The sequence below is a fragment of the Serratia sp. ID 25-353 genome, from assembly GCF_054792795.1.
On sequence record NZ_CM139236.1, the window covers coordinates 3,384,005 to 3,410,383 of the forward strand.

Genomic DNA, 26,379 nt, shown 5'->3' on the forward strand with positions numbered 1-26,379 from the left:
TTAGAATTTCAGCGCCTTGGCGATGTCTTCTTCGCTTTCCGTCGCCGCGTCGATCTGACTCTGCGCCTTGTTGGAGATCGCCACAAACGGCAGATAAATCACGGTGGCGACCGCCAGGTTGAACAGGCTCAGCAACATGGCCATGATGCTGCCGTTGGTGTTGAAGAACGCCCCCAGGCCGACCGGCATGGTCCAGGGCGCAATGTTGGTGATAGGCGGGATCAGCCCGGAGTAATAAGCCAGCGAGGTGATGATGGTTAGCACCGGCTGCACCAGGATGAACGGAATGAACATCACCGGGTTCATGATCACCGGCAGGCCGAACAGAATCGGTTCGTTGATCTGGAAAATGCCGGACGGCGTCGCCAGCTTGGCGACCTGGCGGTAATCTTCGCGGCGCGAGGCGATGAAGATGGCGATGATCAGGCCCAGCGTCGAGCCGGTTCCGCCAAGGTAGATGTAGGAGTCGACGAACGGTTTCGCCCACATGTGGAACTCTTTGCCGGCGGCCACCGCCGCTTCGACCGAACCGTATTTGTTATACAGCTCCACGTTTTCCAGCGCGAACGGCGTCATGATGCCGCTGTCCAGCGCCGCCAGCGCCATGGAGCCGTGCACCCCAAAGAACCACAGCAGCGAGGAGAACAGCACGTACACCCAGCCCACCACGCTGCCCATCTTGGCCAGCGGCGCCGAGATGCCGTCCATGATGATCTGGTGGAAGTTGGTGCCCCAGTGCGCCAGCGCGAACGCCACCAGCCCCATGATGGAGAGGATGATGAAACCGGGGATCAGCGCCGAGAAGGAGCGCGACACCGAAGCCGGCACGCTGTCCGGCAGGCTAATCACCCAGTTGCGCCGCACGATGAAAGCAAACATCTCGGCCACCGCCAGCCCGATCACCATACCGGAAATGATGTTGGCGCCGCCCAGCCAATTGGCGCCCACCGCATAGGCTTCGCCAACGTTGAACGGCGTGACGGTCATAAAGGCCGCCACCGCCAGCAGCGCCGAAGCCAGCGGATCGACCTTACGCTCTTCGGCTAACGCCATGCTGATAAAGAACGGCGTCATCAGGGACATGATCCCCAGCGTACCGTTGTAAACGCTGCCGCCGATGCTCTTCAGACCGTTCAGCGTCTCGATGGTGGAGGCATCCAGGCGCACGCCCAGCGAATAGAAGAACGATCCTTCGCCGAAGCTCAGGAACACGTTGTTGATCAACACGAACATCGCCCCGGTCAAGGTCAGCGGCATCAGGCGGATAAAGCCGTTCTTGATGGCGTTGACGTGGGGCTGCTTACCGATTTTTACGGCGAAAGGCAGGATAACCTTCTCGAGCGAGGCAATGAGGGTATTCACGGCGGCCTCCTGTTATTGATTGGCTTTCTTGATGGCGGCCACCGCGGCCTTCAGCACCCCCAGCCCATCGACCTTGCCGTACAGCAGCGGATCGATGACTTCAACAGGTTTGTTGGGCAGCTGTTTTTGCACCTCCGGCAAGGTGTAGGCGATCTGCGGCCCCAGCAGGATCAGATCCGCTTCAACGCCTTTCTCCGCGGCCAGCGCCTCCGGGTAGGCGGCGATGATCACCGGTACTTCGTATTTCTCGGCCTGCGCCTTCATTTTTGATACCAACAGGGAAGTGGACATACCGGCAGAACAAAACAGATAGATTTTTTTCTTTTCCATACCAAGCACCTCAGATAATCAAAAAAACCCCGTGTTATTTGTATGCCAGATGCAATCACGATTGCTTCACGCACATTCCTTATGAAAATTTCCGTCACGTTGCCCTGGTTGCAGACAGTATACGGAGCATGAAAAACGGATCGGTAAGCCAGCGGGGATAATAACCGTCTCTCCTTGACCTACCGGCTTGACCCCCTTCACATTTCACATAAAAAAATAGTGTGACCGGGCTCTCAAATAACCGATAAAAACTCGGAATATTCGCAATAAATACACAAATAACAATTATAAACAGCCAGTTACAAACTCGCTGAGAATTTAAGGGTTTATTTGCGCCCGAACAAGCGAAGGGGGAATTAAAATAGTTCAAGCTTGATTCGCCTGCTGCTCTCCGAACGCGATGGCAGGCGAAGAGGATTAGGTGGGCAGACGGAGCAACTCGATCACTGTGGCCAGCGCCACGGAATGGTTCCTGCGGTTGGGGTAATAGAGGTAAAAACCGGGAAACGGCGCGCACCAGTCGGCCAACACTCGCCGCAGCCGCCCGCTCGCCAAGTGTTCTTCCACCTCCTGCTCGATGGCGAAAGCGATGCCGACGTGTGCCAACGCCGCTTGCAGCAACAGCCTGGCGTCATCCACGATAAGCGGGCTGTTGACCGCCACGGAAAACCGCTGCTCGCCCTGCTGAAAAGTCCATTTGTAGCGCTCGCCCGAAGAGGCCTTGCGCCAACCGATGCAGCGGTGCTGCAGTAAATCCTGCGGGTGCGTCGGTTCGCCGTGCCGTTGAAAATAGTCCGGCGTGGCGACGATGGCAAAACGCAGATCCGGCGTCAGGCGCACCGCACGCATATCGTTGTGCAGATCCTCGCCGAGCCGAATACCGGCATCAAAGCCTTGCTCGACGATATTGGTGAACCCTTCGTTCGCTACCACCTCCAGCGTAATGCCGGGATACTCACTTGCCAACCGCCCCAGATGCGGCACGATGGCGAGATCGATCGCCGAACGCGGCGCGTTGATGCGCACCAGGCCGCGTGGCCCTTCTCGAAACGCATTCAGACTCTCCAGCGCGGCGTCGATGTCGGTAAAAGCCGGCACCAGCTGTGCCAGCAGATGCTCACCGGCCTCCGTCGGCGAGACATTGCGGGTGGTACGGTTCAGCAGGCGAATGCCCACCTGCGCTTCCAGTTCACGCAGGGTGTGGGTCAGCGTCGGCGGCGTCACGCCCAATCGGGCAGCGGCGCGGCGGAAGCTGCGTTCACTGGCGATAGCCACGAAGGCCGCCAGGCCGGACAATTCGGGTTTCTTCATGCTATTAATATAAATTATCTAATAGTGAGATGAATTTTTAGCGGATAGTTATTCGTCATCTAACAACATAGCATTGCGATCGACCCCATTACCAGGTATCGATGCGATGATTAATGCTACAGCTCCAACTCATGAAACGCCGCGCCGTCTGGCTGACAAAGTCGTGCTGGTGAGCGGCGGCGGCACCGGTATCGGCCGCGCGGCCGCATTGGCCTATGCCCGCGAAGGCGCCAAAGTCGCGCTGGCCGGCCGGCGCGCGGCGGAAATAGAAGCCACGGCGCGCGACATCGCGCTCGCAGGCGGCGACGCCCTGCCCATCGTGGCCGACGTCTCCCAGGAAGACGATATCCGTCGGCTGCTCGCCACGGTGACGGCCCACTACGGCCGGCTCGACGTCGCCTTCAACAACGCCGGCATCATCGGCAACTTCGCCCCCATCACCGAACAGAGCAGCGAGGATTTTGACCGCGTGATCGCCATTAACCTCCGAGGCGTCTGGCTGGCGATGAAATACGAGATTGAAACCTTCCTGGCTCAGCGCTCGGGCGGCGTGATCGTTAACACGTCCTCCTGGCTGACCCACGGCGCGCTGGCCGGCTCGTCCAGCTACTCCGCCAGCAAAGGCGCGCTCGATGCGATGATCCGCGCGGTGGCGCTCGAATACAGCGGCCAGGGCATCCGCGTCAACAACATCAACCCCGGCATCATCGACACGCCGATGGCGCGCGGCAGCGTGGCCGACAGCGCGGCGTTCGCGCCCTTTATCGCCCACACGCCCGCCGGCCGCCTGGGCGAATCGGAAGACATCGGCGATGTGGCTTTGTGGCTGGCGACAGACGAAGCCCGTTTCATCACCGGCCAAAGCCTGCTGGTGGACGGCGGCTACACCATCGCCGGCATGCGCTGAGGAGACGACGCCATGAACTACGTTCGGCTTGGCGGCAGCGGCCTGCAGGTATCTCGCCTCTGCCTGGGCTGCATGACCTACGGCGATCCGGCCTGGCGGCCCTGGGTACTGAAAGAGGATCAAGCGCGCCCCTTTATCCGCGAGGCGCTGGAGGCGGGCATCAATTTTTTCGATACCGCCAACATTTACTCCGGCGGAGAAAGCGAGCGCATTCTCGGCCGTGCGCTGAAAGCGTTCGCCCGCCGTGAAGACGTGGTGATCGCCACCAAAGCCTACTTTCCGATGGATGCGCAACCGAACAGCCGCGGGCTGTCGCGCAAACACCTGCTGCACAGCGTCGACGCCTCCTTGCAGCGGCTGGGAACGGATTACCTCGATTTGTTCGTACTGCACCGCTTCGACACAGAAACGCCGATCGAAGAAACTGCCGACACCCTCGACGGCCTGGTGCGGGCGGGCAAGATCCGTTATCTCGGCGCGTCTTCACTGCACGCCTGGCGCCTGATGAAAATGCTGGCCTTTCAACGTCAGCACCGCCTGGCGCCGTTTATTTCGTTGCAAAGCCAATACAACCTGGTGACGCGTGAAGACGAAGAAGAATTGATCCCGCTGTGCCTGGAAGAAGGTCTTGGCCTGACGCCCTGGTCGCCGCTGGCCCGCGGCATGCTGGCCGGCTCCGGCAGTGGCAGCACGCTGCGCGCCGCCACCGACGAACAGACGCCCCGTTGGTACGGCGGCAGAAACGAGGTAGAACGCACCGTCGCCGCGGTAGCGGAGGTGGCGGCCGCGCGCGGCGTTCCACCGGCGCAGATTGCGCTGGCCTGGCTGTTGGCCAAACCCGGCGTGGCGTCGCCGCTGGTGGGCATGTCCAAGCCACACCATCTGCAGGATGCGCTGGCGGCGCTCGACCTCAGGCTATCGTCAGAAGACGTGGCCGCGCTGGAGGCGCCAATGGCACACGCTGCCCGCCCCGAGCGCTGGTAGCCCCTTTTACCTCATTCCCGGAGAGAAACATGTCATACGCTGTTACCGCGCGAGCGGCGTTGTTCACCCTCGCTACCGCACTCACCCTTAACGCGCCGGCGCAGGCCGCCATCAGCGCAGACTGCACAGAAAGCAGCATGACGCTGCCGCCCGGCGCGCTTTACCCCAACGGCATCGCCCGTGCGGCGGACGGCACGCTGTATGTCGGGCTGATCACCAGCGGCAACGTGCTGCGCAAACGGCCGGGTCAGGCGTGGGAAACCTTCTTCCCCGGCGCTGACACGGTGTTCGCCTCAAACGCGCTGCGGCTGGACGAACGGCGCGGGTTGCTGTGGGGAAACTCGCCGGACTTCCTCTCCGGCGGCAAAACGCGCGCCAACCGCATTTATGCGCTGAACGTCGCGGATGGCACCCTCAACCGCAGCCTGGCACTGCCGACGGGGGAAATGGGCAACGATATCGTGCTCGGTGCAGACGGTACAGTGTACGTGACGGAAACCCGCGGCGGCGGCATCCTGCGCCTGCGGCCGGGCGAAGCGGCATTCAGTACGTTGTATCAGGATGCGCGGTTAGCGGCCCCCAGCGGGCTGGGCGCCGCCGGTATCGTACTGCTCGACAACCGGCAGATGGCTGTCGCCAATTTCGGCACCGGTAAGCTCTATACCCTCAGCTATAACGATCCAAAGCCGCAGCTGACGGAAATGCAGCTGCCGCGCCTGATTGAAAACCCGGACGGAATGGGATTGGCACCGGACGGCGCGCTGATCGTGCTGGAGAACGGGATCCAGAGCGGCCAAGGGCGGATCCTGCGGATCCCGTCCCCCAAGGCGGCAGGCTCGCACCGGATTGAGGTCTTGCGCGAAGGCATGGAATCACCGGTCAATCTGACTATCACACCACAAGGCTGTGCCTTCGTCAGCGAATCGCGCATCCGCCACCGCCTGCTGCCCGGCCATGAAACCGAAGTGCCCGACAGCTTCCGCCTTTATCAACTGCCCCTGCCTCTCACCGCCGCACAATAAATTCGCCGCCTCACTGCGGGCGGCGACTTGCGTTGTTGCCCGCAGGCAAACGACAATCTCGCTTCGTTGCAACCTCGCCTTGCGCAGCGCTTCCCATTTTTACCTGTGACAGCCGATTGCCCGCTGGGCTAGTATAAGCGTCTGTGCAAACCTCAGGTTTGAGCGCGCCGTCTGGCGTTTTGATGATTTGATTTGCGCCGCCCGCCAAGCGCTGAATGGGGCGGCGCCTGCTGAAACAATGTGATAGCGAATGACGACAATGAAAATCACAGTTCCCTTTACATTCAATGGATTGGAAAAATAATCGCATGAATAGCACCGATAAACTCGATTCGCATACGCCGATGATGCAGCAGTACCTGCGCCTCAAGGCCCAGCATCCTGAAATCCTGCTGTTCTACCGCATGGGCGACTTCTACGAGCTGTTTTACGACGACGCCAAGCGCGCTTCCCAGCTGCTGGATATCTCGCTGACCAAACGCGGCGCCTCGGCGGGTGAACCGATCCCGATGGCCGGCGTGCCGCACCACGCAGTGGAGAACTACCTAGCCAAGCTGGTGCAGCTCGGCGAGTCCGTCGCCCTCTGCGAGCAGATCGGCGATCCGGCCACCAGCAAAGGGCCGGTCGAACGCAAAGTGGTGCGTATCGTCACTCCCGGCACCATCACCGACGAAGCGCTGCTGCAAGAGCGCCAAGATAACCTGCTGGCGGCAATCTGGCAGGACGCGCGCGGCTTCGGCTACGCCACCCTGGACGTCAGCTCCGGCCGCTTCCGCGTCGCCGAGCCGCAGGATCTGGAAACCATGGCCGCCGAGCTGCAGCGCACCAATCCGTCCGAGCTGCTCTACCCGGAAACCTTCGAACAAATGGCGCTGATCGAACAGCGCCACGGCCTGCGCCGCCGCCCGCTGTGGGAATTCGAGCTTGAGACCGCGCGTCAGCAGCTCAACCTGCAATTCGGTACCCGCGACTTGACCGGTTTCGGCGTCGAACAGGCGCACCAGGCACTGCGCGCCGCCGGCTGCCTGCTGCAGTACGTCAAAGATACCCAGCGCACTTCGCTACCGCACATTCGTGGCATCACCATGGAGCGCCAGCAGGACGGTATCATCATGGACGCCGCGACCCGCCGCAATCTGGAGCTGACGCAGAGCCTGTCCGGCGGCAGCGACAACACGCTGGCGGCGATCCTCGATCGCACGGTCACGCCGATGGGCAGCCGTATGCTGAAACGCTGGCTGCACATGCCGACCCGCGATATCAAGGTTCTCACCGCCCGCCAACAGGCGATCGGCGCATTGCAGGACCTGTTCACCGATCTGCAGCCTTCGCTGCGTCAGGTGGGCGATCAGGAGCGAATTTTGGCGCGTTTGGCGCTGCGCACCGCCCGGCCGCGCGATCTGGCGCGCATGCGCCATGCTTTCCAGCAACTGCCGGACATCCGCGCGCTGCTGCAAGATGTGGATACCCCACACGTGCAGCAACTGTTGTCGCAGGTGGGCCAGTTCGACGAGCTGCGTGAGCTGCTGGAACGCGCGGTCATTGAGTCGCCGCCGGTGCTGGTACGCGACGGCGGCGTGATCGCCCCCGGTTACAACAGCGAACTGGACGAGTGGCGCGCACTGGCCGATGGCGCCAGCGATTATCTCGATCGGCTGGAGATCCGCGAGCGTGAAAAACTGGGGCTGGATACGCTCAAGGTCGGTTTTAACGGCGTACACGGCTACTACATTCAGGTCAGCCGTGGCCAAAGCCACCTGGTGCCGATCCACTATGTGCGCCGTCAGACGCTGAAAAACGCCGAGCGCTATATCATCCCGGAATTGAAAGAGTACGAAGACAAAGTGCTCACCTCCAAGGGCAAGGCGCTGGCGATCGAGAAAAGCCTGTACGACGAGCTGTTTGATCTGCTGCTGCCGCACCTGGCGGAACTGCAGCAAAGCGCCGCCGCACTGGCCGAGCTGGACGTGCTGGCCAACCTGGCCGAGCGCGCCGATACCCTAAACTACGCTTGCCCGACCATGAGCGAGCAGCCGGGGATCCGCATTACCGAAGGCCGCCACCCGGTGGTTGAGCAGGTGCTGAGCGAGCCGTTTATCTCCAACCCGCTCACCCTGTCGCCACAGCGCCGCATGCTGATCATCACCGGCCCGAACATGGGGGGTAAAAGTACCTATATGCGGCAAACGGCGCTGATCGTGCTGATGGCACACATCGGCAGCTACGTGCCGGCCACCAAGGCCACCATCGGCCCGGTGGATCGCATCTTCACCCGCGTCGGCGCGGCGGACGATCTGGCTTCCGGCCGCTCCACCTTCATGGTGGAAATGACCGAAACCGCCAACATCCTGCACAACGCCACCGAGCACAGCCTGGTGTTGATGGATGAAATCGGCCGCGGCACCTCCACCTACGACGGCCTGTCGCTGGCTTGGGCCTGCGCCGAAAACCTGGCCAACCGCATCAAGGCGATGACGCTGTTCGCCACCCACTACTTCGAGCTGACGACCTTGCCGGAGAAAATGGAAGGCGTGGTCAACGTGCATCTGGACGCGCTCGAACATGGTGATACCATCGCCTTCATGCACAGCGTACAGGACGGTGCCGCCAGCAAAAGCTATGGCCTGGCGGTCGCCGCGCTGGCCGGCGTGCCGCGCGACGTCATCAAGCGCGCCCGTCAGAAGCTGCGCGAGCTGGAGTCAATCTCCAGCCACACCGCCTCGGGCAGCGTCGATGCTACCCAGATGACGCTGCTGCAGGAAGAAACCTCGCCGGCGGTAGAAGCCCTGGAGGGGCTTGATCCGGATTCCCTGTCGCCACGCCAGGCGCTGGAATGGATCTACCGGCTGAAAAATATGGTGTAACCTGGCGCCAAACGCGGGCATAAAAAAACGGTGAGCATCATGCTCACCGTTTTTATTTGATGCGGTTCAACAACCGGCGTTATTCGCGGAACAGCGCCTCAATGCTCAGGCCCTGCATCTGCAGAATCTCACGCAGACGGCGCAGACCTTCAACCTGAATCTGACGGACGCGCTCGCGCGTCAGGCCAATCTCCCGGCCTACGTCTTCCAGCGTCGCCGCTTCATAGCCCAGTAGGCCGAAACGACGCGCCAACACTTCACGCTGTTTGGCGTTCAGTTCGAACAGCCATTTGACGATGCTTTGCTTCATATCGTCGTCTTGCGTGGTGTCTTCAGGCCCGTTGTCCTTTTCGTCGGCCAGAATGTCCAGCAGCGCTTTCTCAGAATCCCCGCCCAACGGCGTATCCACCGAGGTGATGCGCTCATTCAGGCGCAGCATGCGGCTGACGTCATCCACCGGCTTGTCGAGTTGCTCGGCAATTTCTTCAGCGCTCGGTTCATGATCCAGCTTGTGGGAAAGCTCGCGCGCGGTGCGCAGATAGACATTCAGTTCTTTGACGATATGGATAGGCAAACGAATGGTACGGGTTTGGTTCATGATCGCCCGTTCAATCGTCTGACGGATCCACCAGGTTGCGTAAGTGGAGAAGCGGAAACCGCGTTCCGGGTCGAATTTTTCCACTGCGCGAATCAGACCGAGGTTACCCTCTTCGATCAAATCCAGCAGCGCCAGACCGCGGTTGCTGTAGCGGCGGGCGATTTTCACCACCAGCCGCAGGTTGCTTTCAATCATGCGGCGGCGGGACGGCACGTCACCGCGCAGAGCACGCCGCGCAAAATAGACTTCTTCCTCTGCGGTCAGCAGAGGTGAATAACCGATCTCACCCAGATAGAGCTGCGTCGCATCCAATACGCGTTGCGTAACGCCTTGAGACAACAGCTCTTCTTCCGCTAAATCGTTCTCGCTGGTCTCTTCTTCTACCAGCGCTTTTTCATCAAACGACTCGGCCTCAGCTCCATTCTCGTCGAAATCCGCATCATCATGTAACTCGTTAACTTTCAGCGTATTTTGGCTCATATGCTGCTCCTACCCGTGATACCGCGAGCAGAATCTCAGCGTATTCTGCCCAATCTATCGCTGCGGAAGATAACGCAGCGGGTTTACGGATTTCCCCTTGTAACGAATTTCAAAATGCAAACGTACTGAACTGGTACCGGTGCTACCCATGGTGGCTATTTTTTGACCCGCCTTCACTTCTTGTTGTTCCCGGACCAGCATTGTGTCGTTATGAGCGTAGGCGCTCAGGTAATCATCATTATGTTTGATGATGATTAGATTACCGTAGCCCCGTAAAGCGTTGCCTGCATACACTACACGACCATCGGCGGTAGCGAAGATAGGCTGCCCACGGGAACCGGCGATATCGACACCCTTATTCCCACCTTCTGATGAGGAAAAGTTATCAATAACCTTACCGTCAGTCGGCCATCTCCAGGTACTGACCGGAGCGCTGTTGCTGACGGTGCTGCTCACTGGTGGAGCGGCTTCCGGCGCGGTAACAGGCGCAGTCGCGGTCCCAACCGCTGCGGCACCTGCTGCAGGTAACATCTTACCTACATTCTGTTTACCCGAGTTTTCAGAATACGCGTTAGTTGATTGAGAATCAACCGTTGCCGTCTGGATCTGGGAGCTGGAAGGTGGCTTCGGAACACCGCCTTTGGTCGCGTCTGTCGTCGCCAACATGCCGCCGCCGCCGTTAGCAGAACCATTACCAAGCTGAATGGTTTGGCCAACATTCAGGCTGTATGGCTCGGGAATATTGTTGCGCTGCGCCAGGTCGCGGAAATCATTGCCGGTGATCCAGGCGATGTAAAACAGCGTGTCGCCGCGCTTGACCGTATAAGTTTCACCGCCGCTGTAACTCCCTTTAGGAATGGCGGTATAACTGCGATTATAGACAATGCGGCCCTCTGGGCTGGCCTGCTGCACTCCGCCATTATTATTGCCGGATGGAACGGCACCGCCGCCGCCCACGCTGCTGATAGGGGCCGACGTCGAGGCCGTATTCGTACAACCCGCCAACCACAAACTTACCATCGTACACACCGCAACCCGGCGTAACGTAATCATTGGGCTTCCCGTGCTCATGCTTCCCCCATGACAGCAATATCAGTGATATATCCAAAATACCCTTTACATCGTAGCCGAGCTTTTGCCACTTCCCAGTTTCTGCGATGTAAAGGCGCCGCCGGCCGATCCCTGAACGCCAGGTCATCTCCCGCCGGAGCATCAAAACGCGCGCCAATGCTAACCACATTGACGTCGCCGCACCATAAGACAACTACGTAGAAAGGCCAATTCTAGTGAAAATTAGCCTGATTGGAACGAGAAAACCTTATCCGGACGTGATGAAAGTGCAACAGATTTTGCCGACGGTCGAAAATTCAGACAATCGCTAGGCCAATTCGCCTTTCACCAGCGGAACAAAGCGCACCGCTTCGACTGCATCGACAACGAAATCGTTGCCATGACGCTGAATGCGTTTGAGGGTTTGGGCCTGCTCGCCCACCGGCAACACCAAAATGCCGCCGTCGTCCAGCTGCTCCACCAGCGCCTGCGGGATCTCCGGCGGTGCGGCGGTGACGATGATCGCATCGAACGGGCCGCGCGACGCCCAGCCCTGCCAGCCGTCGCCGTGGCGGGTAGAAACATTGTGGAGATCGAGCTGCTTCAGCCGGCGCTTGGCCTGCCACTGCAGCCCCTTGATGCGCTCGACGGAACAAACGTGTTGCACCAGATGCGCCAGGATAGCGGTTTGATAACCGGAACCGGTGCCGATCTCCAGCACCCGTGAAGTGGGCTTCAAATTCAGCAGCTCGGTCATCCGCGCCACCATATAAGGCTGGGAAATGGTCTGGCCGGAGCCGATCGGCAATGCGGTGTTTTCGTAGGCTTTGTGATCCAGCGCTTCGTCGACAAAACGCTCGCGCGGCACCGCTTCGATCGCCCGCAGCAGCTTTTCGTCCCGGATCCCCTGCTGACGCAGCTGCGTCAGCAATGTTTGCATACGCTTGTTCACCATTCCCCGCTAACCTCTGCCTTGGTTAACCATGTTGTCACGACTTCCTGCGCCGCGTAGGCGGTCAAATCCACCTGCAGCGGCGTGATCGCCACATAGCCTTGTTCCACCGCCGCAAAGTCGGTATCCGGCCCGGCATCAAATTTATCACCAGGCGGCCCGATCCAGTAGAGATTTTGTCCGCGCGGATCCTGCTGGCAGAAAACCGTGTCGGCGGGATGGCGGCTGCCGCAGCGGGTAACGCGCAGGCCTTTGATCTCCGCCAGCGGCAGATCCGGTACGTTGATATTCAGGATTTTTCCGGTACGCAACGGCTCACGCTGCAACGCGCGCAGAATACGGCAGGTAATGACGGCGGCGGTCGCATAGTGCTGGTGGCCGTTCAACGACACTGCCAACGCGGGCAGCCCCAGATGCCGCCCCTCCATCGCCGCCGCGACGGTGCCGGAATAGATGACGTCGTCGCCCAAATTCGGCCCGGCGTTGATGCCGGAGACCACAATATCCGGCGCCGGGCGCATCAAGGCGTTGACGCCAAGGTAGACGCAGTCGGTCGGCGTCCCCTGCAGCACCGCAATATCGCCGTTGGCCAGCGTCTGCGTGCGCAGCGGCGACTCCAGCGTCAGGGCATTAGAAGAGCCGCTGCGGTTACGATCCGGCGCCACGACCTGCACCTCGGCGAATTCCCGCAGCGCCGCCGCCAGCACCTGAATGCCCGGGGCGCTAACGCCGTCATCGTTACTCAACAATATCCGCATTGTAGACTCAACCCCTTGTTGTCATAACAAGCAAACTTAAAACCGCACTCTTGTTATCCGGTTATTGTCCGGCTGCGGATTCATTGGATCACCCTGGTTCACTTTGCCCCGAATTATAACCGAACTTGCTTGTGTTACTAGCGCATCGAATTCATGCCGGCGGCATCCGAACTCGCCGTAAAAACGGCGAGCACAGCATAGCGGCGGTAAACCGTGCCTGCACAGCATGCGTCGCCGCTCTCGCCAACACGGCATACGGAGCCCCCGGTCATGCCCGAAAACGCCCCATGGAAAATAAATTCAATTTAAATAATAACCAATACAAATAGAAAACAAGGAACTTTCTCAGCATACATGCTGCTTCCCATCTATATTTTATTGGTTCGTAATCTTCAGTTCTTTAAATACTTAACTTCATTATTTACAAAGGGAAAACCATTATGACTCATTTATCAATGACTGATTACCTCGTTGAACTGACACCGGAAACAGAAAATCTGTCGTTCACCAACATCAACAATACCAATGTCATTATCACTCCAACATCAGACTTAACGATGTCCAAAGCCCATATAAAGATAGGCAGTGGTTTTAATATGCTGAGCTGGGCAGGCAACTCGACTAACGATGGGCCAAACATTGTCAACGCCAATTTCCGCGCCAATGGCAGCGCCGAATTCGGCACAAATAACACGACGATTCTGTCCGCTAACTTCATCACCAAAGATATCCTGATCGCGACCGCTGCCAATGGCACGAAATCCGCGGTCATCAACAGCAACATCGGCAACTTCGATCAATTTAGCTATATCGATCTCGCCGGCTATGTCGGCACCGGCAGCATACACCTCGATGGACAACCCGTAGCGACCGAGGGAGCCCACACCTTCGATGCCGGCGTTATCTTCGGCAGCGCCATCATCAACCACACCGCTTATGCCGATGTCAGCAACATCGAGCAATCCCCTTACTTCCCCAGCGCGCCGCTCGCATTCTCCCTGAGTGGATTTGCAGACAACGTCCACTTAATTAATGCCAACGCCTCTTACTCGGCCGGGCAATATATTCCCACCACCATTCGTATATTTGATGACGCAACGGCCGCCAGTAAATTACATGTCGAGCTAGCGAAAGTTCAGGGTGAAAATGTCACAACCGATCTTAATATTGATATTGGCAAAGAGTTTAATCCTTATACCGATACGCCTCCCGCCTATAGCAACCAGAAAATCAACGGTGGCACCTTCGCCGTCACCAGCCATTACACTAACAACCCAGTGAAGGAAATATTAAATATCACCTCCAACTTTACCCATTCTGAATTAACGTTATCCGGCGGAAGCAATCATATCACGGATATCAGTCTTAACGGTTTCGCCTTGGGCGGTGAGAATAATTATGTGCTGAAGCTCAATGTCAAAGCGGGCTTTACCGATTCGCTGGCCCACATCTACGTAGATGAGCTGAGCAACCCCAACGGCAATCTCGCGCCAATCAGCCTGGACATTCACAGCGAAATCGGCGGCACCGGCGGCGGCGACTTTTACAACACGCTGACCAGCCTGCAAAACAGCGGGCAGTTCAGCACAATCATCAATACGCTGGCCGGCAAGCAATTGGTGATAGAGGGCGCTTCGCAAGACGACAGCTTCAGCGTTGTCGGCAACACAACCCTCACCGGACACGGTTCGGGTTTTCATGGCGACACGATCAACTTTGCTCACAGCTCAATTTCCAGCCAGGTCAAAATCACCGACTATAACGCTGCCAACGACCGAATCAATGCAGGCGACGCCGTACAGCAATGGGCGTTTTCAGCGGCCAGCGGCAAATCGCTGGTTTCCTATGGCGACTACGGCAATACGGGCAATTTGAATGCCTTGTTCTCCACGTTGGGTGGCGCTGCCGATGCACAATCTCTGTTCAGCGCAGCGCTCAGCAAAGCCACCGGCGGCACCAGCGAACATGCGCTGGCGGAAGTCGGTGCCATAAAGTTGGGCAATTCGCTGTATATCATCATCGACAGCAATGGCAACCACGGCTTTGACAGCCAGGATATCGTCTTCTCGTTGGGTAACCGCGATCTGCAACAAACAGTGGCGGACATGCATTACAATTCACCTTCGATCACGCTTAACGGCCTGGCGGCGCCGCAGTTGGAAGCGCTGGCATAAAAACGCAAAAGCCCCGGTTGGGTTGACCGGGGCTTTCGGGGCTTGTCAAAGCCCGAACGGCTATTCTCCGTTACTCGCTGATATCTGCATCACCGTCAACGGGAAGCATAATCTCGCGCACCACGCTGGTGGCGAAGCTGCCTGCCGGCAGCCAGAAGCGCAGTTCCACGGTAACGTCATCCCACCAGTTCCACAGCATATTTTGCGGCTGCAACAGCAGGGCCCGACGAGCGGGTTCGACACGCTCGCGCTTTAAAAGCGTAAGCAATTCCGGCTGCTCCGCCAAGCATTGTTGTTCAAATGCCAACGCATCGCCGGCAGTACCCGGCCCGCCGTCGCCCGGCAACGTCGCGGTGACAACCAGCTCACCGGCATCCAGCCGCTGTTGCAGCGTCTCCAGCTCATCGGCCTTGGCGACGAACCAACTGCCGCGGCCGCTCAGCTGCAGGGCGTCCCCCTCCAGCACGGTGCGCTGCAGGCCTTCGGCCAGGCGCCTGCTCGCGACCAGATTAAACAGTGCACTGCGGCTGGCGGAAAGGTAGAAACTGCGTTTGCTGCGCTCTTTGACGCGGATTTCGTCGTTCGCCCAGCGGCGCGCCATCACCAGGTTGTTGCCGCCGCGGCCGAAGCGTTGGCTGCCGAAATAGTTTGGCACGCCCTGCGCGGCGATGGCCTGCAGACGGCGTTCCACGTCCTGCCGGTCGGAAATCTGGCGCAGCACCAGCGTAAAGTGGTTGCCTTTCAGGTTGCCGATGCGCATTTTACGCAGGTGGCGGGCTGACGAGAGCACCTCGCAGCCTTCCAGCGCAAACTGGGAGAAATCCGGCGTGTCCTTGCCCGGCATGTGCAGGCAGAACCACTGTTCGGTCACCGCGTGGCGATCCTTCAAGCCCGCATAGCTGACGGAACGGGCATGGATACCGGCGAAACGCGCCAAATAGTCGGCCACGAACTGGGTATTGCAGCCGTTTTTACGGATGTTCACCAGCACGTGCTCGCCTTCGCCGTCCGGCGCAAAGCCCAGGTCTTCCACCACCACGAAATCTTCCGGATTGGCTTTCAACACCCCGGTGCTCTGCGGCCGGCCATGCAGCCAGGTCAGATTCGCCATATCCATGCAATTATTCCTTGATCAGCAAGGCGACCGCTTCGCAGGCGATGCCCTCGCCGCGCCCGGTGAAACCGAGCTGCTCGGTGGTGGTAGCCTTTACATTGACGTCATCCATATGGCACTGCAGATCTTCCGCCAGGAAGACACGCATCTGCGGGATATGCGGCGCCATTTTCGGTGCCTGAGCGATAATGGTGATATCGAGGTTGCCGAGGCGGTATCCCTTGGCGCGGATGCGTTTCCAGGCTTCGCGCAGCAGCTCGCGGCTGTCGGCGCCCTTGAAGGCCGGATCGGTATCGGGGAACAGCTTGCCGATATCACCCAGCGCCGCCGCGCCCAGCAGGGCGTCAGTCGCGGCGTGCAGCGCAACGTCACCGTCGGAGTGGGCCAACAAACCTTTGTCGTAAGGGATGCGAACACCGCCGATCACTAACGGGCCTTCGCCGCCGAATTTATGTACGTCAAAACCGTGACCGATACGCATGATGCGCTCCTTAATTGTCCAACTGAGTCAAATAGAACGCCGCCAGCGCCAAATCCTCCGGCCGCGTTACTTTAATGTTGTCCGCCCGGCCGGCGACCAGCAGCGGATGATAGCCGCAATGCTCCAGCGCCGAGGCTTCGTCGGTGACGTTCGCGCCTTCATCCAGCGCGCGCTGCAGGCACTGCTTGAGCAGCGGCAGCGGAAACAGCTGCGGCGTCAGCGCATGCCACAGATCCTGCCGTTCGACGGTGTGGGCGATGGTTTCGCGGCCGGGTTCGGCGCGCTTCATGGTGTCGCGCACCGGGGCGGCGAGAATGCCGCCGACCTTGCTGTGTGCGGTGATCGCCAGCAGGCGCTCGAGATCGTCGGCGTGCAGGCAGGGGCGCGCGGCGTCGTGCACCAGTACCCAGTCCGCATCGCCCGCCAGCTTCAGCCCGGCCATCACCGAATCGGCGCGCTGTTTGCCGCCCTCAGTGACGATCACCCGCGGATCCTGGGCGATCGGCAACTGTTCGAACTGGCGATCTTCGGGGCCGATCGCCACGATCACCCGCTCAATGCGCGGATGACGCAACAGGGCGTGGATGGCGTGCTCGACGATGCTGTGCCGGCCGATGGTTAAATATTGCTTCGGGCATTCCGCCTGCATGCGGCTGCCGATACCGGCAGCGGGCAGGACGGCAATCACCGAGGGAAAGGTGCCTGCGGAGTGATTCATGCGTTATTTTTGTGCGTTATTTTGCGAGGAAGACGCCGCGTTGCGTCTGGATTGGTCAGGAACCAGACGATAGAAAGTCTCACCGGGCTTGATCATGCCCAGCTCATTACGCGCTCGCTCTTCGATCGCTTCCTGACCGCCGTTCAAATCATCGATTTCGGCAAACAGCTGATCGTTACGCGCTTTCAACTTGGCGTTGCTGCCCTGCTGGACCGCAACGTCTTCATTGACTCGCACGTAATCGTGAATACCATTTTTGCCCAGCCACAGTGAATACTGTAACCAACCGAGCAATGCCAGCAATAGCAGCGTAAGTTTTCCCATCTCCGCCCCCTGAAAAACCGACCAATCATCCCACAACTTCTCGTTGGACTCCACACTGAGAGCGGCATTTCAACGCCAAATTCAGAATACGGATGAAGGATTCCCGAGTTTATCGACTAATTCCACGGCGAAAGCGGCAAAAAAAGCCCCTTTTGCCCGATGCGCGCGACGCGTTTTGCAATGAAGCATACCCTGCCCTTCACCCATTATGCAGCAAGAACCACTGCACAGCCGCCTCCTGACCCATCGCTTACGCCACAGCAACGAAAAAAGTGAATATTTAACACCATAGAAAGAATAATCCTTATACAGGGGTTGTACTTTCATTCATTGAAGCTTATTTTTATGCACTCATAGTGCATAAATAATTCCAATATATAACCTTTCATTATCGGGGATCGCGATGTTAAAACGTTTAGTTCTGATCGGCGCCTGCCTGGCCGCCACCTTCTCCACCGTCGCGTTGGCGGCTGAAACTACCTACGTCGTCGGCTCCGGCGGCACCTATCGGCCGTTCGAGTTTGAAAATAGCCAAAAGCAGCTGGAAGGTTTCGACATCGACATCATCAAAGCGGTAGCCAAGGCCGAAGGTTTCCAAATCAAACTGATCAATACGCCGTGGGAGGGGATCTTCGCCACCTTGAATTCCGGCGATCGCGACATCATCATTTCCGGCATCACCATCACCGACAAACGCAAACAAATGGTTGATTTCTCGGCGCCATACTTCCCGGCCGAGCAGGCCATCGTGGTGCCGAAAGACTCGACGGTAGACTCCATCGCCGCGCTGAAAACGCTGAAGGTCGGCGTGGTGAACTCCAGCACCGGCGATATCGTGGTGTCCGACGTGCTGGGCAAAAACAGCACCGCCATCAAGCGCTTCGATAATACCCCGCTGATGCTGCAGGAGCTGTATGAAGACGGCATCGGCGCGGCGGTCGGCGACGTTGGCGTGGCCAAGTTCTATATCAAGACCCATCCGGAGAAAGCCTTCAAACTGGTGCCCGACGCCAAGTTTGAGCGCCAGTATTTCGGCATCGCCGTCGCCAAAGGCAACGACGAACTGCGTAACAAGATCAACGCCGGCCTGAAGAAGATCGTCGCCGACGGCACCTACGCCAAGATCTACCAAACCTGGTTCGACAGCAACGTGCCGACGCTGCCGGCGGAATAACACTCTGTCGCCGGCGCCCGCCAGGCCGTCGGCGCGCCACCGTTTCAGCACACCAAGAAGGAATACCCTTTGAACTTCCGCTGGGAGATCATCCAGGAATACGCGCCGCTGTTTATGGAAGGCGCCTGGATGACCATCAAATGCACCATTATCTGCGTACTGCTCGGCACCACCTGGGGCTTGATCCTCGGGCTGGGGCGTTTGGCGCAGGCGCCGCACGGCATCTGGAAACCCATCCTGCATTACGGCGTTCAGTGGCCGGTACGCATCTACATCAGCGCCTTTCGCGGCACGCCGCTGTTCGTACAAATCATGGTGGTGCACTTCGCGCTGGTGCCGCTGTTCATCAACCCGCGTGACGGCCTGCTGGTCACCAGCGGCCTGATGAGCGTCGATTTCGCCCGTGCGCTGCGCGCCGATTACGGTGCCTTTCTTTCCTGCGTGGTGGCGATCACGCTCAACGCCGGCGCCTATGTGTCGGAGATCTTCCGCGCCGGGATCCAGTCGATTGACCGCGGCCAGATGGAGGCCTCGCGCTCGCTGGGCATGAGCTACGGCAAGACCATGCGCCAGGTGATCCTGCCGCAGGCCTTCCGCCGCATGCTGCCGCCGCTGGGCAACAACGCCATCGCCATCGTCAAGGATTCGTCGCTGGCCTCCGCCATCGGCCTGGCGGATCTGGCCTATGCCGCCCGTACCGTCTCCGGCGCCTACGCCACCTACTGGGAGCCCTATCTGACCATTTCGCTGGTCTATTGGGTCATCACCTTCCTGCTCTCACTGCTGGTGCAACACATGGAAAAGAGGTTCGGTAAAAGTGATTCGCGTACATAACCTGCAAAAACAGTTCGGCGAGAGCCACGTGCTGCGCGGCATTTCCTGCCGGATCGCCGCCAACGAAGTGGTGTGCGTCATCGGCCCATCCGGCTCGGGCAAAAGCACCTTCCTGCGCTGCATCAACGCGCTGGAAACACTCTCCGGCGGCGAGATCGAGGTCAACGGCTTCGCCGTCCACGATCAGAAAACCGACCTGAACAAGATGCGTGAAAGCGTGGGGATGGTGTTCCAGCGCTTCAACCTGTTCCCGCACATGACGGTGTTGGAAAACATCATCATGGCGCCGGTGAGCGTGAAGAAGCAGCCGCGCGCCGAAGCCATCGCACAAGCCGAGCAGCTGCTGCACAAGGTCGGGCTGCTCGACAAGATAGACGCCTACCCCAACAGCCTGTCCGGCGGCCAGCAGCAGCGGGTGGCCATCGCCCGCGCGCTGGCGATGGAGCCGAAGATCATGCTGTTCGACGAACCGACCTCCGCGCTCGATCCGGAGCTGGTGGGCGAAGTGTTGGCGGTGATGAAATCGCTGGCACACGAGGGCATGACCATGGTGGTAGTCACGCATGAGATGGGCTTTGCCCGCGAGGTGGCCGATCGGGTGCTGTTTATCGATCAGGGGATCATTCAGGAGGAAGGTGCGCCGCAGCAGATCTTCAGCCATCCGGCCAATCCGCGCACACAGGCGTTTCTGAGCAAAGTTTTGTAACCTTCGGCACCGCTTTGCAATCCTTCGGGCGCCGGCATCGGCGCCCGCTCTCTCACCACCCGGTTAAGAAGCTGAACACCAGCCAGAACAGGCACAGCACGATGGTGCCAGTCAGCAGCAGCGTCAGGATCAGACGGCCGCGCAACAGCGTGCTGAGGGTGATGCCGATCAGCACCGACAGCGGCATCAGCGCCAGGAAGAACGGCCAGGTATAGAGCAGGAAAAACAGCGTGTTGGAACCGTAAACCAGGAACGGCAACGCGAACGCCAGCCAGTAGAAAACAAAGCCGCTGACGCCGCCCAGGAAAGAATAAGAAGGCTCCTCTCTCTCCTGTTTTGACTGCTTGGAGTCGATCAAGATAGGCGTGACATTTTGCATAGTGATCCCTGGTTATTCGGCTCGCTCTGCGGCGGCTTAGAGTAAAAAGCGCATGGCGAAAAACGCCACACGCTTTTTTTGAATTCAGGGTTTGATAATAGCCTGACCACGCAACACGTCTAACAATTGCGCAATCAAATTTGTTACCAATTGTTGGCCATCGAGGTGGATTTCAGGCCGCTGCGGCGCCTCGTAAACCGCGTCGATGCCGGTGAAATTGCGCAGCTCGCCGGCGCGCGCTTTTTTATACAATCCCTTCGGATCGCGCGCCTCGCAGATCGCCAACGGCGTGTCGACGAACACCTCGATAAAGCGATCGTCGCCGAGCATCTCGCGCACCATCTGCCGCTCGGCGCGGTGCGGCGAAATGAACGCGGTCAGCACCACCAGCCCGGCGTCCACCATCAGTTTGGCCACTTCCCCCACCCGGCGGATGTTTTCGCGGCGATCTTCGTCGGAGAAGCCGAGATCGCGGCACAGGCCGTGGCGCACGTTATCGCCGTCCAGCAGATAGGTGCTGACGCCGAGCCCGTGCAGTGCCTGCTCCAGCGCGCCGGCGACGGTGGATTTGCCCGAGCCGGACAGCCCGGTAAACCACAGCACCACGCCGCGGTGGCCGTTGCGCGCTTCGCGATCCGCGCGCGTCACGGCGTGCGGATGCCAAACCACGTTCTCATCGTCCGGCCCGGTCGCCCTCAGTTCAGCGGCCACCTTATCGGCCACCGAGCAGATCGCGCACGCCCCAGTGCGGGAAGTGCTTGCGCACCAGCGCATTCAGCTCCAGCTCGAAGGCGCTGAACTCGCCGCGCGCCGTCGAGGCGGTCTGCAGCGCTTCACGCACCAGACCGGCACCGACCGTGACGTTGCTCATGCGATCGATGAAGATCAGCCCGCCGGTGTCGTGATTGCTCTGATAGCTGTCCAGCATCAGCGGCTCGTCGAACGTCAGCTCCACCAACCCGATGCCGTTAAGCGGCAACGTGTCTGCCGGGTGTTGCGCCAGCGTATTGATCTCCACCTGATGACAAATGTTCTCCACGCGTGCGCGGGTCTTTTTACCGGCGATCTTGATGTCGTAACTCTGGCCCGGCACCAGCGGCTGCTCCGCCATCCATACCACGTCCACCAGCGCGCTCTGCGCCGCCTGCAGGCTTTCGCCGGCGTCGACCAGCAGATCGCCGCGGCTGATGTCCACCTCATCCTTCAGCACCAGCGTAATCGCCTCGCCCGGCACCGCCTCTTGCAGATCGCCGTCGAAGGTCACGATGCGCGCCACGCTGGATTCCACGCCGGAAGGCAGCACCTTGACCCGTTGCCCCACCCGCACCACGCCGGCCGACAGCGTGCCGGCATAGCCGCGAAAATCGAGGTTCGGGCGGTTGACGTACTGCACCGGGAAGCGCAGCGGCTGGTTTTCACGCTCGCTGACCACGTCCACGCTCTCCAGCACTTCCAGCAGCGTCGGGCCGCTGTACCACGGCATATGGGCGCTTTCGCTCGCCACGTTGTCGCCGTCCAGCGCCGACAGCGGCACGAATTTGATATCCAGATCGCCTGGCAGCTGCTGGGCAAAGGTCAGGTAATCCTGTTTGAACTGCTCGAACACCGCTTCCTGGTAGTCCACCAGATCCATTTTGTTCACCGCCACCACCAGATGGCGAATGCCCAGCAGGGTCGCGATAAAACTGTGGCGGCGGGTCTGATCCAGCACCCCTTTGCGCGCGTCGATCAACAGGATCGCCAGATCGCAGGTGGAGGCGCCGGTGGCCATGTTGCGGGTGTACTGCTCGTGTCCCGGGGTATCGGCGATGATAAATTTGCGTTTTTCGGTCGAGAAATAGCGATAGGCCACGTCGATAGTGATGCCCTGCTCGCGCTCGGCCTGCAGGCCGTCCACCAGCAGCGCCAGATCGAGCTTCTCGCCCTGGGTGCCGATGCGTTTGCTGTCGCTGTGCAGCGTCGACAGCTGATCCTCGTAGATCTGGCGGGTATCGTGCAGCAAGCGGCCGATCAGGGTGCTTTTGCCGTCATCGACGCTGCCGCAGGTCAGAAAGCGCAGCAGGCTCTTGTGCTGCTGCGCGTGCAGGTAAGATTCGACGCCGCCCTGGTCAGCGATTTGTTGTGCAATTGCGTTGTTCATCCGGCGGCTCCTTAGAAATACCCTTGACGCTTTTTCAGCTCCATCGAGCCGGACTGATCGCGGTCGATCATCCGCCCCTGGCGTTCGCTGGTGGTGGAGACCAGCATCTCTTCAATGATCTCCGGCAGGGTTTGCGCCTGCGAATCCACCGCGCCGGTCAGCGGCCAGCACCCCAGGGTGCGGAAACGCACCATGCGCTGGCTGATCACTTCACCCGGCTGCAGATCGATGCGATCGTCGTCCACCATCATCAGCATGCCGTCGCGCTCCACCACCGGGCGCGGTTTCGCCAGGTACAGCGGCACGATGTCGATCTTTTCCAGGAAGATGTACTGCCAGATATCCAGCTCGGTCCAGTTCGACAGTGGGAAGACGCGGATGCTCTCCCCTTTGTTGATCTGGCCGTTGTAGTTGTGCCACAGCTCCGGCCGCTGGTTTTTCGGATCCCAGCGGTGGAAGCGATCGCGGAACGAATAGATGCGCTCTTTGGCGCGCGATTTCTCCTCGTCGCGCCGCGCACCGCCGAAGGCGGCGTCGAAACCGTACTTGTTCAACGCCTGCTTCAGGCCCTCGGTCTTCATGATGTCGGTATGCTTGGCGCTGCCGTGCACGAACGGGTTGATGCCCATCGCCACCCCTTCCGGGTTTTTATGCACCAGCAGCTCGAAACCGTACTCCTTCGCGGTGCGATCGCGGAATTCGTACATTTCGCGGAACTTCCAGCCGGTATCGACGTGCAGCAGCGGGAACGGCAGCGTGCCGGGGAAGAACGCCTTGCGCGCCAGATGCAGCATCACGGAAGAGTCTTTACCGATGGAATACAGCATCACCGGGTTGGTGAATTCAGCGGCGACTTCACGGATGATATGGATACTCTCCGCCTCCAATTGCCGCAAATGAGTGAGTCGTTTTTCGTCCATAACAGGTCCTTAAAAGCCTTGCTTATGCCAAATTCACGACGGCCGGGCGCGCGGCCCCTTCCGTCTGCGATTGATGCCCGAACCAGGCGATTTGATGGTGCAGTTCCACCACTTCGCCAATCACCAGCAGCGCCGGCAGCGGCGCCCGGTGGGCCAGATGTTCCAGTTGATCCAGCGTACCGATCTGCACCTGCTGATCGGCGCGCGTGCCGCGGCTGATCACCGCCACCGGCGTATCGGCAGCGCGGCCGTGGGCGATCAGGCGTTGGCTGATGTCCGCCGCCTTCATGGTGCCCATGTAGATAGCCAGCGTCTGCCGCGCCCGGGCCAGATCGGCCCAGTCCAGGCCATCGCCGTCGGGACGGCAGTGGCCGGTGATAAAGGTCACGCTCTGCGCGTGATCGCGGTGCGTCAGCGGAATGCCGGCGTAGGCGGTCGCCCCCGCCGCGGCCGTGACGCCCGGCACCACCTGGAACGGAATGCCGGCGGCGGCGGCTACCTGCAGCTCTTCGCCGCCGCGGCCAAAGATGAACGGATCGCCGCCCTTGAGGCGCACCACGCGTTTGCCCTGCTGCGCCAGCTCCACCAACAGCCGGTTGGTCTCTTCCTGGATCACCGAGTGCGCGCCGGCGCGCTTGCCCACGCAGATGCGCTCGGCGTCGCGGCGCACCAGATCGAGGATCTCGCCGCTGACCAGGTGGTCATACAATACGACGTCCGCCTGCTGCATCACCTGCAGCCCGCGCAGGGTCAACAGCCCCACGTCGCCCGGCCCGGCGCCCACCAGGGCGATCTCGCCCTGCGCGCCTTCATCGCCTGCGGCGAAGCGGTGTAAATCCTGCTCCAGCTGCCGCTCCGCCTGCGCCGTTTGGCCGTTGGCCACCAGCGTGGCGAAACGGCCGCCGAAGGCTTTCTCCCAGAAACGGCGACGCTCGCCGATCGAGGCCAGCCGCTGTTTGACCTGGCCACGCCAGCGGCCCGCCACCTGCGCCATCTGCCCCAAACTGGCGGGCAGCAACGCCTCCAGCTTTTCGCGCAGCAATCGCGCCAGTACCGGCGCCTGGCCGCTGGACGATACGGCCACCACCAGCGGCGAGCGATCGATGATCGACGGGAAGATGAACGAGCAGCGCGGCTGGTCGTCCACCACGTTGGCCAACACCCGGCGTTTATCCGCTTCGGCGAACACCGCGGCGTTCAGCGCGTTGTCGTCCGTGGCGGCGATCGCCAGAAACACGTCGTCCAGCTGTTGCGGGTCAAAGGTTTTCCCCAGCCAGAGCAATTGCCCTCGCTGACGTTGTTGTTCCAGTTCCGGTGAGAGCGACTGCGCAACTATCCGTATTTCAGCCCCGGCGCGCTGAAGCAGATCGACTTTGCGCGCAGCCACGTCACCGCCGCCAACGACCAGCACCGGGCGTTGTTTCAGGTCGGCGAATATTGGTAGATAGTCCACAACAGCCTTTTCATATAACAGAAAGATAGTGTGACTATACGGGCTGAGATTTAGCCTCTGAAATGACGAAAAGGAATGATTAGTTCCTTTATGGAATATAGGCCGCAACGCCAGAGGCAAACGGTGATAACTGCGGCGACGGTTTGCGCGTTAGCGCGAAAATTAAGAGACGGGGAAATTGTGTAATGCCGCCCGGCGTCTCATACTGGGTGCCGCAGAAAAATGATCGGCAGCGCCGATAGCAAAGAAGGATTTTTCGGTATGTTTTCCCGTTTTTACCTGAAGACCAGCCTGCTGGCCCTCGCACTCGGCGGCGTCTTCAGCGTTTGTGCCGCACAGCCCGCAAAAGACGCGCCAATGGGCCGTTTCGCCGCCGAACAGACCCGCCACATCGCCACTTATTTCCCCGGCCGCATGGCGGGCAGCCCGGCCGAATTGCTCACCGCCGACTACCTGAAGCAGCAGTTCGCCAAGATGGGTTACCAAAGCGACATTCGCAGCGTCAACACGCGCTATCTCTACACCAGTAAAGACGGCAAGAAGAACTGGAACAACGTCACCGCCAGCTCGGTGATCGCCGCCCGCAACGGCGACAGTCCGAAACAGATAGTGATCGTCGCCCACTTCGACACCTACACGCCGCAGAGCGACGAAGATCTGGATAACAACCTCGGCGGCCTGACGCTGCAGGGCGTCGACGACAACGCCTCCGGCATCGGCGTGATGCTGGAGCTGGCGGAGCGCCTGAAGAGCATCCCCACCGCCTACGGCCTGCGCTTCGTCGCCACCAGCGCCGAAGAGCTCGGCTCGCTGGGCGCACAGAACTACCTGCAACGCATGAGCGCGGAAGAGAAAAGCAACACCGTGCTGGTGATCAACCTCGACAGCCTGATCACCGGCGATCGCCTGTACTTCAACGCCGGGCGCAACACGCCGCCGCAGATGGCGAAACGCTCCCGCGATCGCGCGCTGGATATCGCCCATCGCTACGGCATCGCCGCCGCCAGCAATCCGGGCAGCGCACAGCATCCGAAGGGCACCGGCTGCTGCTCCGATCAAGAGGTATTCGATGCGGCGGGCATCCCGGTGCTGTCGGTAGAGGCCACCAACTGGTCGCTGGGCGACAAGGACGGCTACCAGCAGCGCGCCGTCAGCCCGCACTTCCCGCAGGGCATCACCTGGCACCGCCCGCAGTATGACAACCTGCAGTACCTGGATCGCTACCTGCCGGGGCGGATCGACAAACGCAGCCGCGACAGCGTGCAGATCCTGCTGCCGCTGATCAAAGAGCTGGCGCAGGCGCACCCGCCGAAAGCACAGAAGAAAAAGTAGCCCGCAAAAAAA

At 59.9% G+C, this 26,379-nt stretch carries 25 protein-coding genes; 9 read left to right on the forward strand and 16 right to left on the reverse strand.

Annotated features, from left to right (window positions below; translation table 11 throughout):
* The 3 genes from chbC to ACYF6X_RS16460 all read right to left on the reverse strand — a co-directional run bounded on the left by chbC (position 1) and on the right by ACYF6X_RS16460 (position 3,003).
* Positions 1-1,362: a PTS N,N'-diacetylchitobiose transporter subunit IIC gene (chbC, locus tag ACYF6X_RS16450; protein WP_197773575.1), complete on the reverse strand. Its 1,362-nt coding sequence runs from the start codon at positions 1,360-1,362 to the stop codon at positions 1-3.
* A gap of 12 nt (positions 1,363-1,374) precedes the next feature.
* Positions 1,375-1,692, reverse strand: a complete 318-nt coding sequence (locus ACYF6X_RS16455) for a PTS sugar transporter subunit IIB (RefSeq protein WP_004932561.1) — start codon at positions 1,690-1,692, stop codon at positions 1,375-1,377.
* 417 nt (positions 1,693-2,109) lie between these two features.
* The gene (locus ACYF6X_RS16460; protein WP_107226781.1) at positions 2,110-3,003 is read right to left on the reverse strand and encodes a LysR family transcriptional regulator; all 894 of its coding nucleotides are present in this window, start codon (positions 3,001-3,003) and stop codon (positions 2,110-2,112) included.
* A 169-nt stretch (positions 3,004-3,172) separates the two neighbouring features.
* Here ACYF6X_RS16460 and ACYF6X_RS16465 point away from each other — a divergent pair, with 169 nt between their 5' ends.
* From ACYF6X_RS16465 to mutS, 4 genes are all read left to right on the forward strand, one after another.
* A complete protein-coding gene (locus ACYF6X_RS16465; RefSeq protein ID WP_242454843.1) occupies positions 3,173-3,910 on the forward strand; it encodes an SDR family NAD(P)-dependent oxidoreductase in 738 nt (245 codons plus the stop codon).
* A 12-nt stretch (positions 3,911-3,922) separates the two neighbouring features.
* Positions 3,923-4,894 carry an aldo/keto reductase gene (locus ACYF6X_RS16470; protein ID WP_130018512.1) on the forward strand — a complete coding sequence of 324 codons (972 nt, stop codon included), beginning with the start codon at positions 3,923-3,925 and terminating at the stop codon, positions 4,892-4,894.
* 29 nt (positions 4,895-4,923) lie between these two features.
* Positions 4,924-5,916 (forward strand): Vgb family protein, encoded by a 993-nt coding sequence (locus tag ACYF6X_RS16475; RefSeq protein ID WP_233221887.1) that lies wholly within the window; start codon positions 4,924-4,926, stop codon positions 5,914-5,916.
* A gap of 308 nt (positions 5,917-6,224) precedes the next feature.
* Entirely contained in the window at positions 6,225-8,780 is a 2,556-nt protein-coding gene (mutS, locus tag ACYF6X_RS16480) for a DNA mismatch repair protein MutS (RefSeq protein WP_130018511.1), read from the forward strand.
* A 79-nt stretch (positions 8,781-8,859) separates the two neighbouring features.
* Here the strand turns inward: mutS and rpoS are convergent, their stop codons facing one another.
* From rpoS to surE, 4 genes are all read right to left on the reverse strand, one after another.
* Positions 8,860-9,858: an RNA polymerase sigma factor RpoS gene (rpoS, locus tag ACYF6X_RS16485; RefSeq protein WP_004932578.1), complete on the reverse strand. Its 999-nt coding sequence runs from the start codon at positions 9,856-9,858 to the stop codon at positions 8,860-8,862.
* Positions 9,859-9,912: 54 nt separating this feature from the next.
* Positions 9,913-10,911: a murein hydrolase activator NlpD gene (gene nlpD / locus ACYF6X_RS16490; RefSeq protein ID WP_063991367.1), complete on the reverse strand. Its 999-nt coding sequence runs from the start codon at positions 10,909-10,911 to the stop codon at positions 9,913-9,915.
* A 325-nt stretch (positions 10,912-11,236) separates the two neighbouring features.
* On the reverse strand, positions 11,237-11,863 hold the full coding sequence (locus ACYF6X_RS16495) for a protein-L-isoaspartate(D-aspartate) O-methyltransferase (RefSeq protein WP_004932585.1): 627 nt from the start codon (positions 11,861-11,863) through the stop codon (positions 11,237-11,239).
* A complete protein-coding gene (surE, locus tag ACYF6X_RS16500) occupies positions 11,857-12,618 on the reverse strand; it encodes a 5'/3'-nucleotidase SurE (RefSeq protein ID WP_063991368.1) in 762 nt (253 codons plus the stop codon). The genes ACYF6X_RS16495 and surE overlap by 7 nt, the downstream gene beginning before the upstream one ends.
* 440 nt (positions 12,619-13,058) lie before the next feature.
* On the opposite strand from surE, the gene ACYF6X_RS16505 reads away from it, so the two are divergent.
* Positions 13,059-14,792, forward strand: a complete 1,734-nt coding sequence (locus ACYF6X_RS16505) for a hypothetical protein (RefSeq protein WP_130018510.1) — start codon at positions 13,059-13,061, stop codon at positions 14,790-14,792.
* Between the two features lie 70 nt (positions 14,793-14,862).
* Here the strand turns inward: ACYF6X_RS16505 and truD are convergent, their stop codons facing one another.
* From truD to ftsB, 4 genes are read right to left on the reverse strand one after another with little or no spacing between them, the layout of a single operon-like run.
* On the reverse strand, positions 14,863-15,909 hold the full coding sequence (truD, locus tag ACYF6X_RS16510; RefSeq protein ID WP_130018509.1) for a tRNA pseudouridine(13) synthase TruD: 1,047 nt from the start codon (positions 15,907-15,909) through the stop codon (positions 14,863-14,865).
* 4 nt (positions 15,910-15,913) lie between these two features.
* On the reverse strand, positions 15,914-16,387 hold the full coding sequence (gene ispF, locus ACYF6X_RS16515) for a 2-C-methyl-D-erythritol 2,4-cyclodiphosphate synthase (protein WP_004932594.1): 474 nt from the start codon (positions 16,385-16,387) through the stop codon (positions 15,914-15,916).
* 10 nt (positions 16,388-16,397) lie between these two features.
* Entirely contained in the window at positions 16,398-17,105 is a 708-nt protein-coding gene (gene ispD, locus ACYF6X_RS16520; RefSeq protein ID WP_130018508.1) for a 2-C-methyl-D-erythritol 4-phosphate cytidylyltransferase, read from the reverse strand.
* Positions 17,106-17,108: 3 nt separating this feature from the next.
* Positions 17,109-17,429, reverse strand: coding sequence for a cell division protein FtsB (gene ftsB, locus ACYF6X_RS16525; protein ID WP_021505314.1), 321 nt, complete (start codon positions 17,427-17,429; stop codon positions 17,109-17,111).
* Between the two features lie 403 nt (positions 17,430-17,832).
* Between ftsB and ACYF6X_RS16530 the strand changes: the two genes are divergently transcribed.
* From ACYF6X_RS16530 to ACYF6X_RS16540, 3 genes are all read left to right on the forward strand, one after another.
* The gene (locus ACYF6X_RS16530) at positions 17,833-18,603 is read left to right on the forward strand and encodes a basic amino acid ABC transporter substrate-binding protein (RefSeq protein ID WP_107226777.1); all 771 of its coding nucleotides are present in this window, start codon (positions 17,833-17,835) and stop codon (positions 18,601-18,603) included.
* Positions 18,604-18,717: 114 nt separating this feature from the next.
* Positions 18,718-19,437, forward strand: coding sequence for an amino acid ABC transporter permease (locus tag ACYF6X_RS16535; protein WP_042706788.1), 720 nt, complete (start codon positions 18,718-18,720; stop codon positions 19,435-19,437).
* A complete protein-coding gene (locus tag ACYF6X_RS16540) occupies positions 19,421-20,143 on the forward strand; it encodes an amino acid ABC transporter ATP-binding protein (protein WP_060445929.1) in 723 nt (240 codons plus the stop codon). The genes ACYF6X_RS16535 and ACYF6X_RS16540 overlap by 17 nt, the downstream gene beginning before the upstream one ends.
* 52 nt (positions 20,144-20,195) lie before the next feature.
* Here ACYF6X_RS16540 and ACYF6X_RS16545 read toward each other — a convergent pair whose 3' ends face one another.
* The 5 genes from ACYF6X_RS16545 to cysG form a co-directional block, all read right to left on the reverse strand.
* Positions 20,196-20,522 (reverse strand): DUF3561 family protein, encoded by a 327-nt coding sequence (locus ACYF6X_RS16545; RefSeq protein ID WP_130018507.1) that lies wholly within the window; start codon positions 20,520-20,522, stop codon positions 20,196-20,198.
* Between the two features lie 84 nt (positions 20,523-20,606).
* On the reverse strand, positions 20,607-21,296 hold the full coding sequence (cysC, locus tag ACYF6X_RS16550; protein WP_130018506.1) for an adenylyl-sulfate kinase: 690 nt from the start codon (positions 21,294-21,296) through the stop codon (positions 20,607-20,609).
* A complete protein-coding gene (cysN, locus tag ACYF6X_RS16555) occupies positions 21,235-22,662 on the reverse strand; it encodes a sulfate adenylyltransferase subunit CysN (RefSeq protein WP_130018505.1) in 1,428 nt (475 codons plus the stop codon). The genes cysC and cysN overlap by 62 nt, the downstream gene beginning before the upstream one ends.
* A gap of 11 nt (positions 22,663-22,673) precedes the next feature.
* Positions 22,674-23,582: a sulfate adenylyltransferase subunit CysD gene (gene cysD, locus ACYF6X_RS16560; RefSeq protein WP_063991376.1), complete on the reverse strand. Its 909-nt coding sequence runs from the start codon at positions 23,580-23,582 to the stop codon at positions 22,674-22,676.
* Positions 23,583-23,604: 22 nt separating this feature from the next.
* Complete coding sequence (cysG, locus tag ACYF6X_RS16565) at positions 23,605-25,035, reverse strand: siroheme synthase CysG (RefSeq protein WP_130018504.1); 1,431 nt, start codon at positions 25,033-25,035, stop codon at positions 23,605-23,607.
* 261 nt (positions 25,036-25,296) lie between these two features.
* Here cysG and ACYF6X_RS16570 point away from each other — a divergent pair, with 261 nt between their 5' ends.
* Positions 25,297-26,367 carry an aminopeptidase gene (locus ACYF6X_RS16570; protein ID WP_060422571.1) on the forward strand — a complete coding sequence of 357 codons (1,071 nt, stop codon included), beginning with the start codon at positions 25,297-25,299 and terminating at the stop codon, positions 26,365-26,367.
* The last annotated feature ends 12 nt before the right edge of the window (positions 26,368-26,379 follow it).

Bases quoted from the DNA above. Each gene is read 5' to 3' on its own strand.
- ACYF6X_RS16455 (WP_004932561.1), bottom strand. From the start codon at position 1,692: ATGGAAAAGAAAAAAATCTATCTGTTTTGTTCTGCCGGTATGTCCACT.
- ACYF6X_RS16460 (WP_107226781.1), bottom strand. From the start codon at position 3,003: ATGAAGAAACCCGAATTGTCCGGCCTGGCGGCCTTCGTGGCTATCGCC.
- ACYF6X_RS16470 (WP_130018512.1), top strand. From the start codon at position 3,923: ATGAACTACGTTCGGCTTGGCGGCAGCGGCCTGCAGGTATCTCGCCTC.
- ACYF6X_RS16475 (WP_233221887.1), top strand. From the start codon at position 4,924: ATGTCATACGCTGTTACCGCGCGAGCGGCGTTGTTCACCCTCGCTACC.
- mutS (WP_130018511.1), top strand. From the start codon at position 6,225: ATGAATAGCACCGATAAACTCGATTCGCATACGCCGATGATGCAGCAG.
- rpoS (WP_004932578.1), bottom strand. From the start codon at position 9,858: ATGAGCCAAAATACGCTGAAAGTTAACGAGTTACATGATGATGCGGAT.
- nlpD (WP_063991367.1), bottom strand. From the start codon at position 10,911: ATGATTACGTTACGCCGGGTTGCGGTGTGTACGATGGTAAGTTTGTGG.
- ACYF6X_RS16495 (WP_004932585.1), bottom strand. From the start codon at position 11,863: ATGGTGAACAAGCGTATGCAAACATTGCTGACGCAGCTGCGTCAGCAG.
- surE (WP_063991368.1), bottom strand. From the start codon at position 12,618: ATGCGGATATTGTTGAGTAACGATGACGGCGTTAGCGCCCCGGGCATT.
- ACYF6X_RS16505 (WP_130018510.1), top strand. From the start codon at position 13,059: ATGACTCATTTATCAATGACTGATTACCTCGTTGAACTGACACCGGAA.
- truD (WP_130018509.1), bottom strand. From the start codon at position 15,909: ATGGATATGGCGAATCTGACCTGGCTGCATGGCCGGCCGCAGAGCACC.
- ispF (WP_004932594.1), bottom strand. From the start codon at position 16,387: ATGCGTATCGGTCACGGTTTTGACGTACATAAATTCGGCGGCGAAGGC.
- ispD (WP_130018508.1), bottom strand. From the start codon at position 17,105: ATGAATCACTCCGCAGGCACCTTTCCCTCGGTGATTGCCGTCCTGCCC.
- ftsB (WP_021505314.1), bottom strand. From the start codon at position 17,429: ATGGGAAAACTTACGCTGCTATTGCTGGCATTGCTCGGTTGGTTACAG.
- ACYF6X_RS16530 (WP_107226777.1), top strand. From the start codon at position 17,833: ATGTTAAAACGTTTAGTTCTGATCGGCGCCTGCCTGGCCGCCACCTTC.
- ACYF6X_RS16535 (WP_042706788.1), top strand. From the start codon at position 18,718: ATGGAAGGCGCCTGGATGACCATCAAATGCACCATTATCTGCGTACTG.
- ACYF6X_RS16545 (WP_130018507.1), bottom strand. From the start codon at position 20,522: ATGCAAAATGTCACGCCTATCTTGATCGACTCCAAGCAGTCAAAACAG.
- cysC (WP_130018506.1), bottom strand. From the start codon at position 21,296: ATGCGCTGGTGCGCAAGCACTTCCCGCACTGGGGCGTGCGCGATCTGC.
- cysN (WP_130018505.1), bottom strand. From the start codon at position 22,662: ATGAACAACGCAATTGCACAACAAATCGCTGACCAGGGCGGCGTCGAA.
- cysD (WP_063991376.1), bottom strand. From the start codon at position 23,582: ATGGACGAAAAACGACTCACTCATTTGCGGCAATTGGAGGCGGAGAGT.
- ACYF6X_RS16570 (WP_060422571.1), top strand. From the start codon at position 25,297: ATGTTTTCCCGTTTTTACCTGAAGACCAGCCTGCTGGCCCTCGCACTC.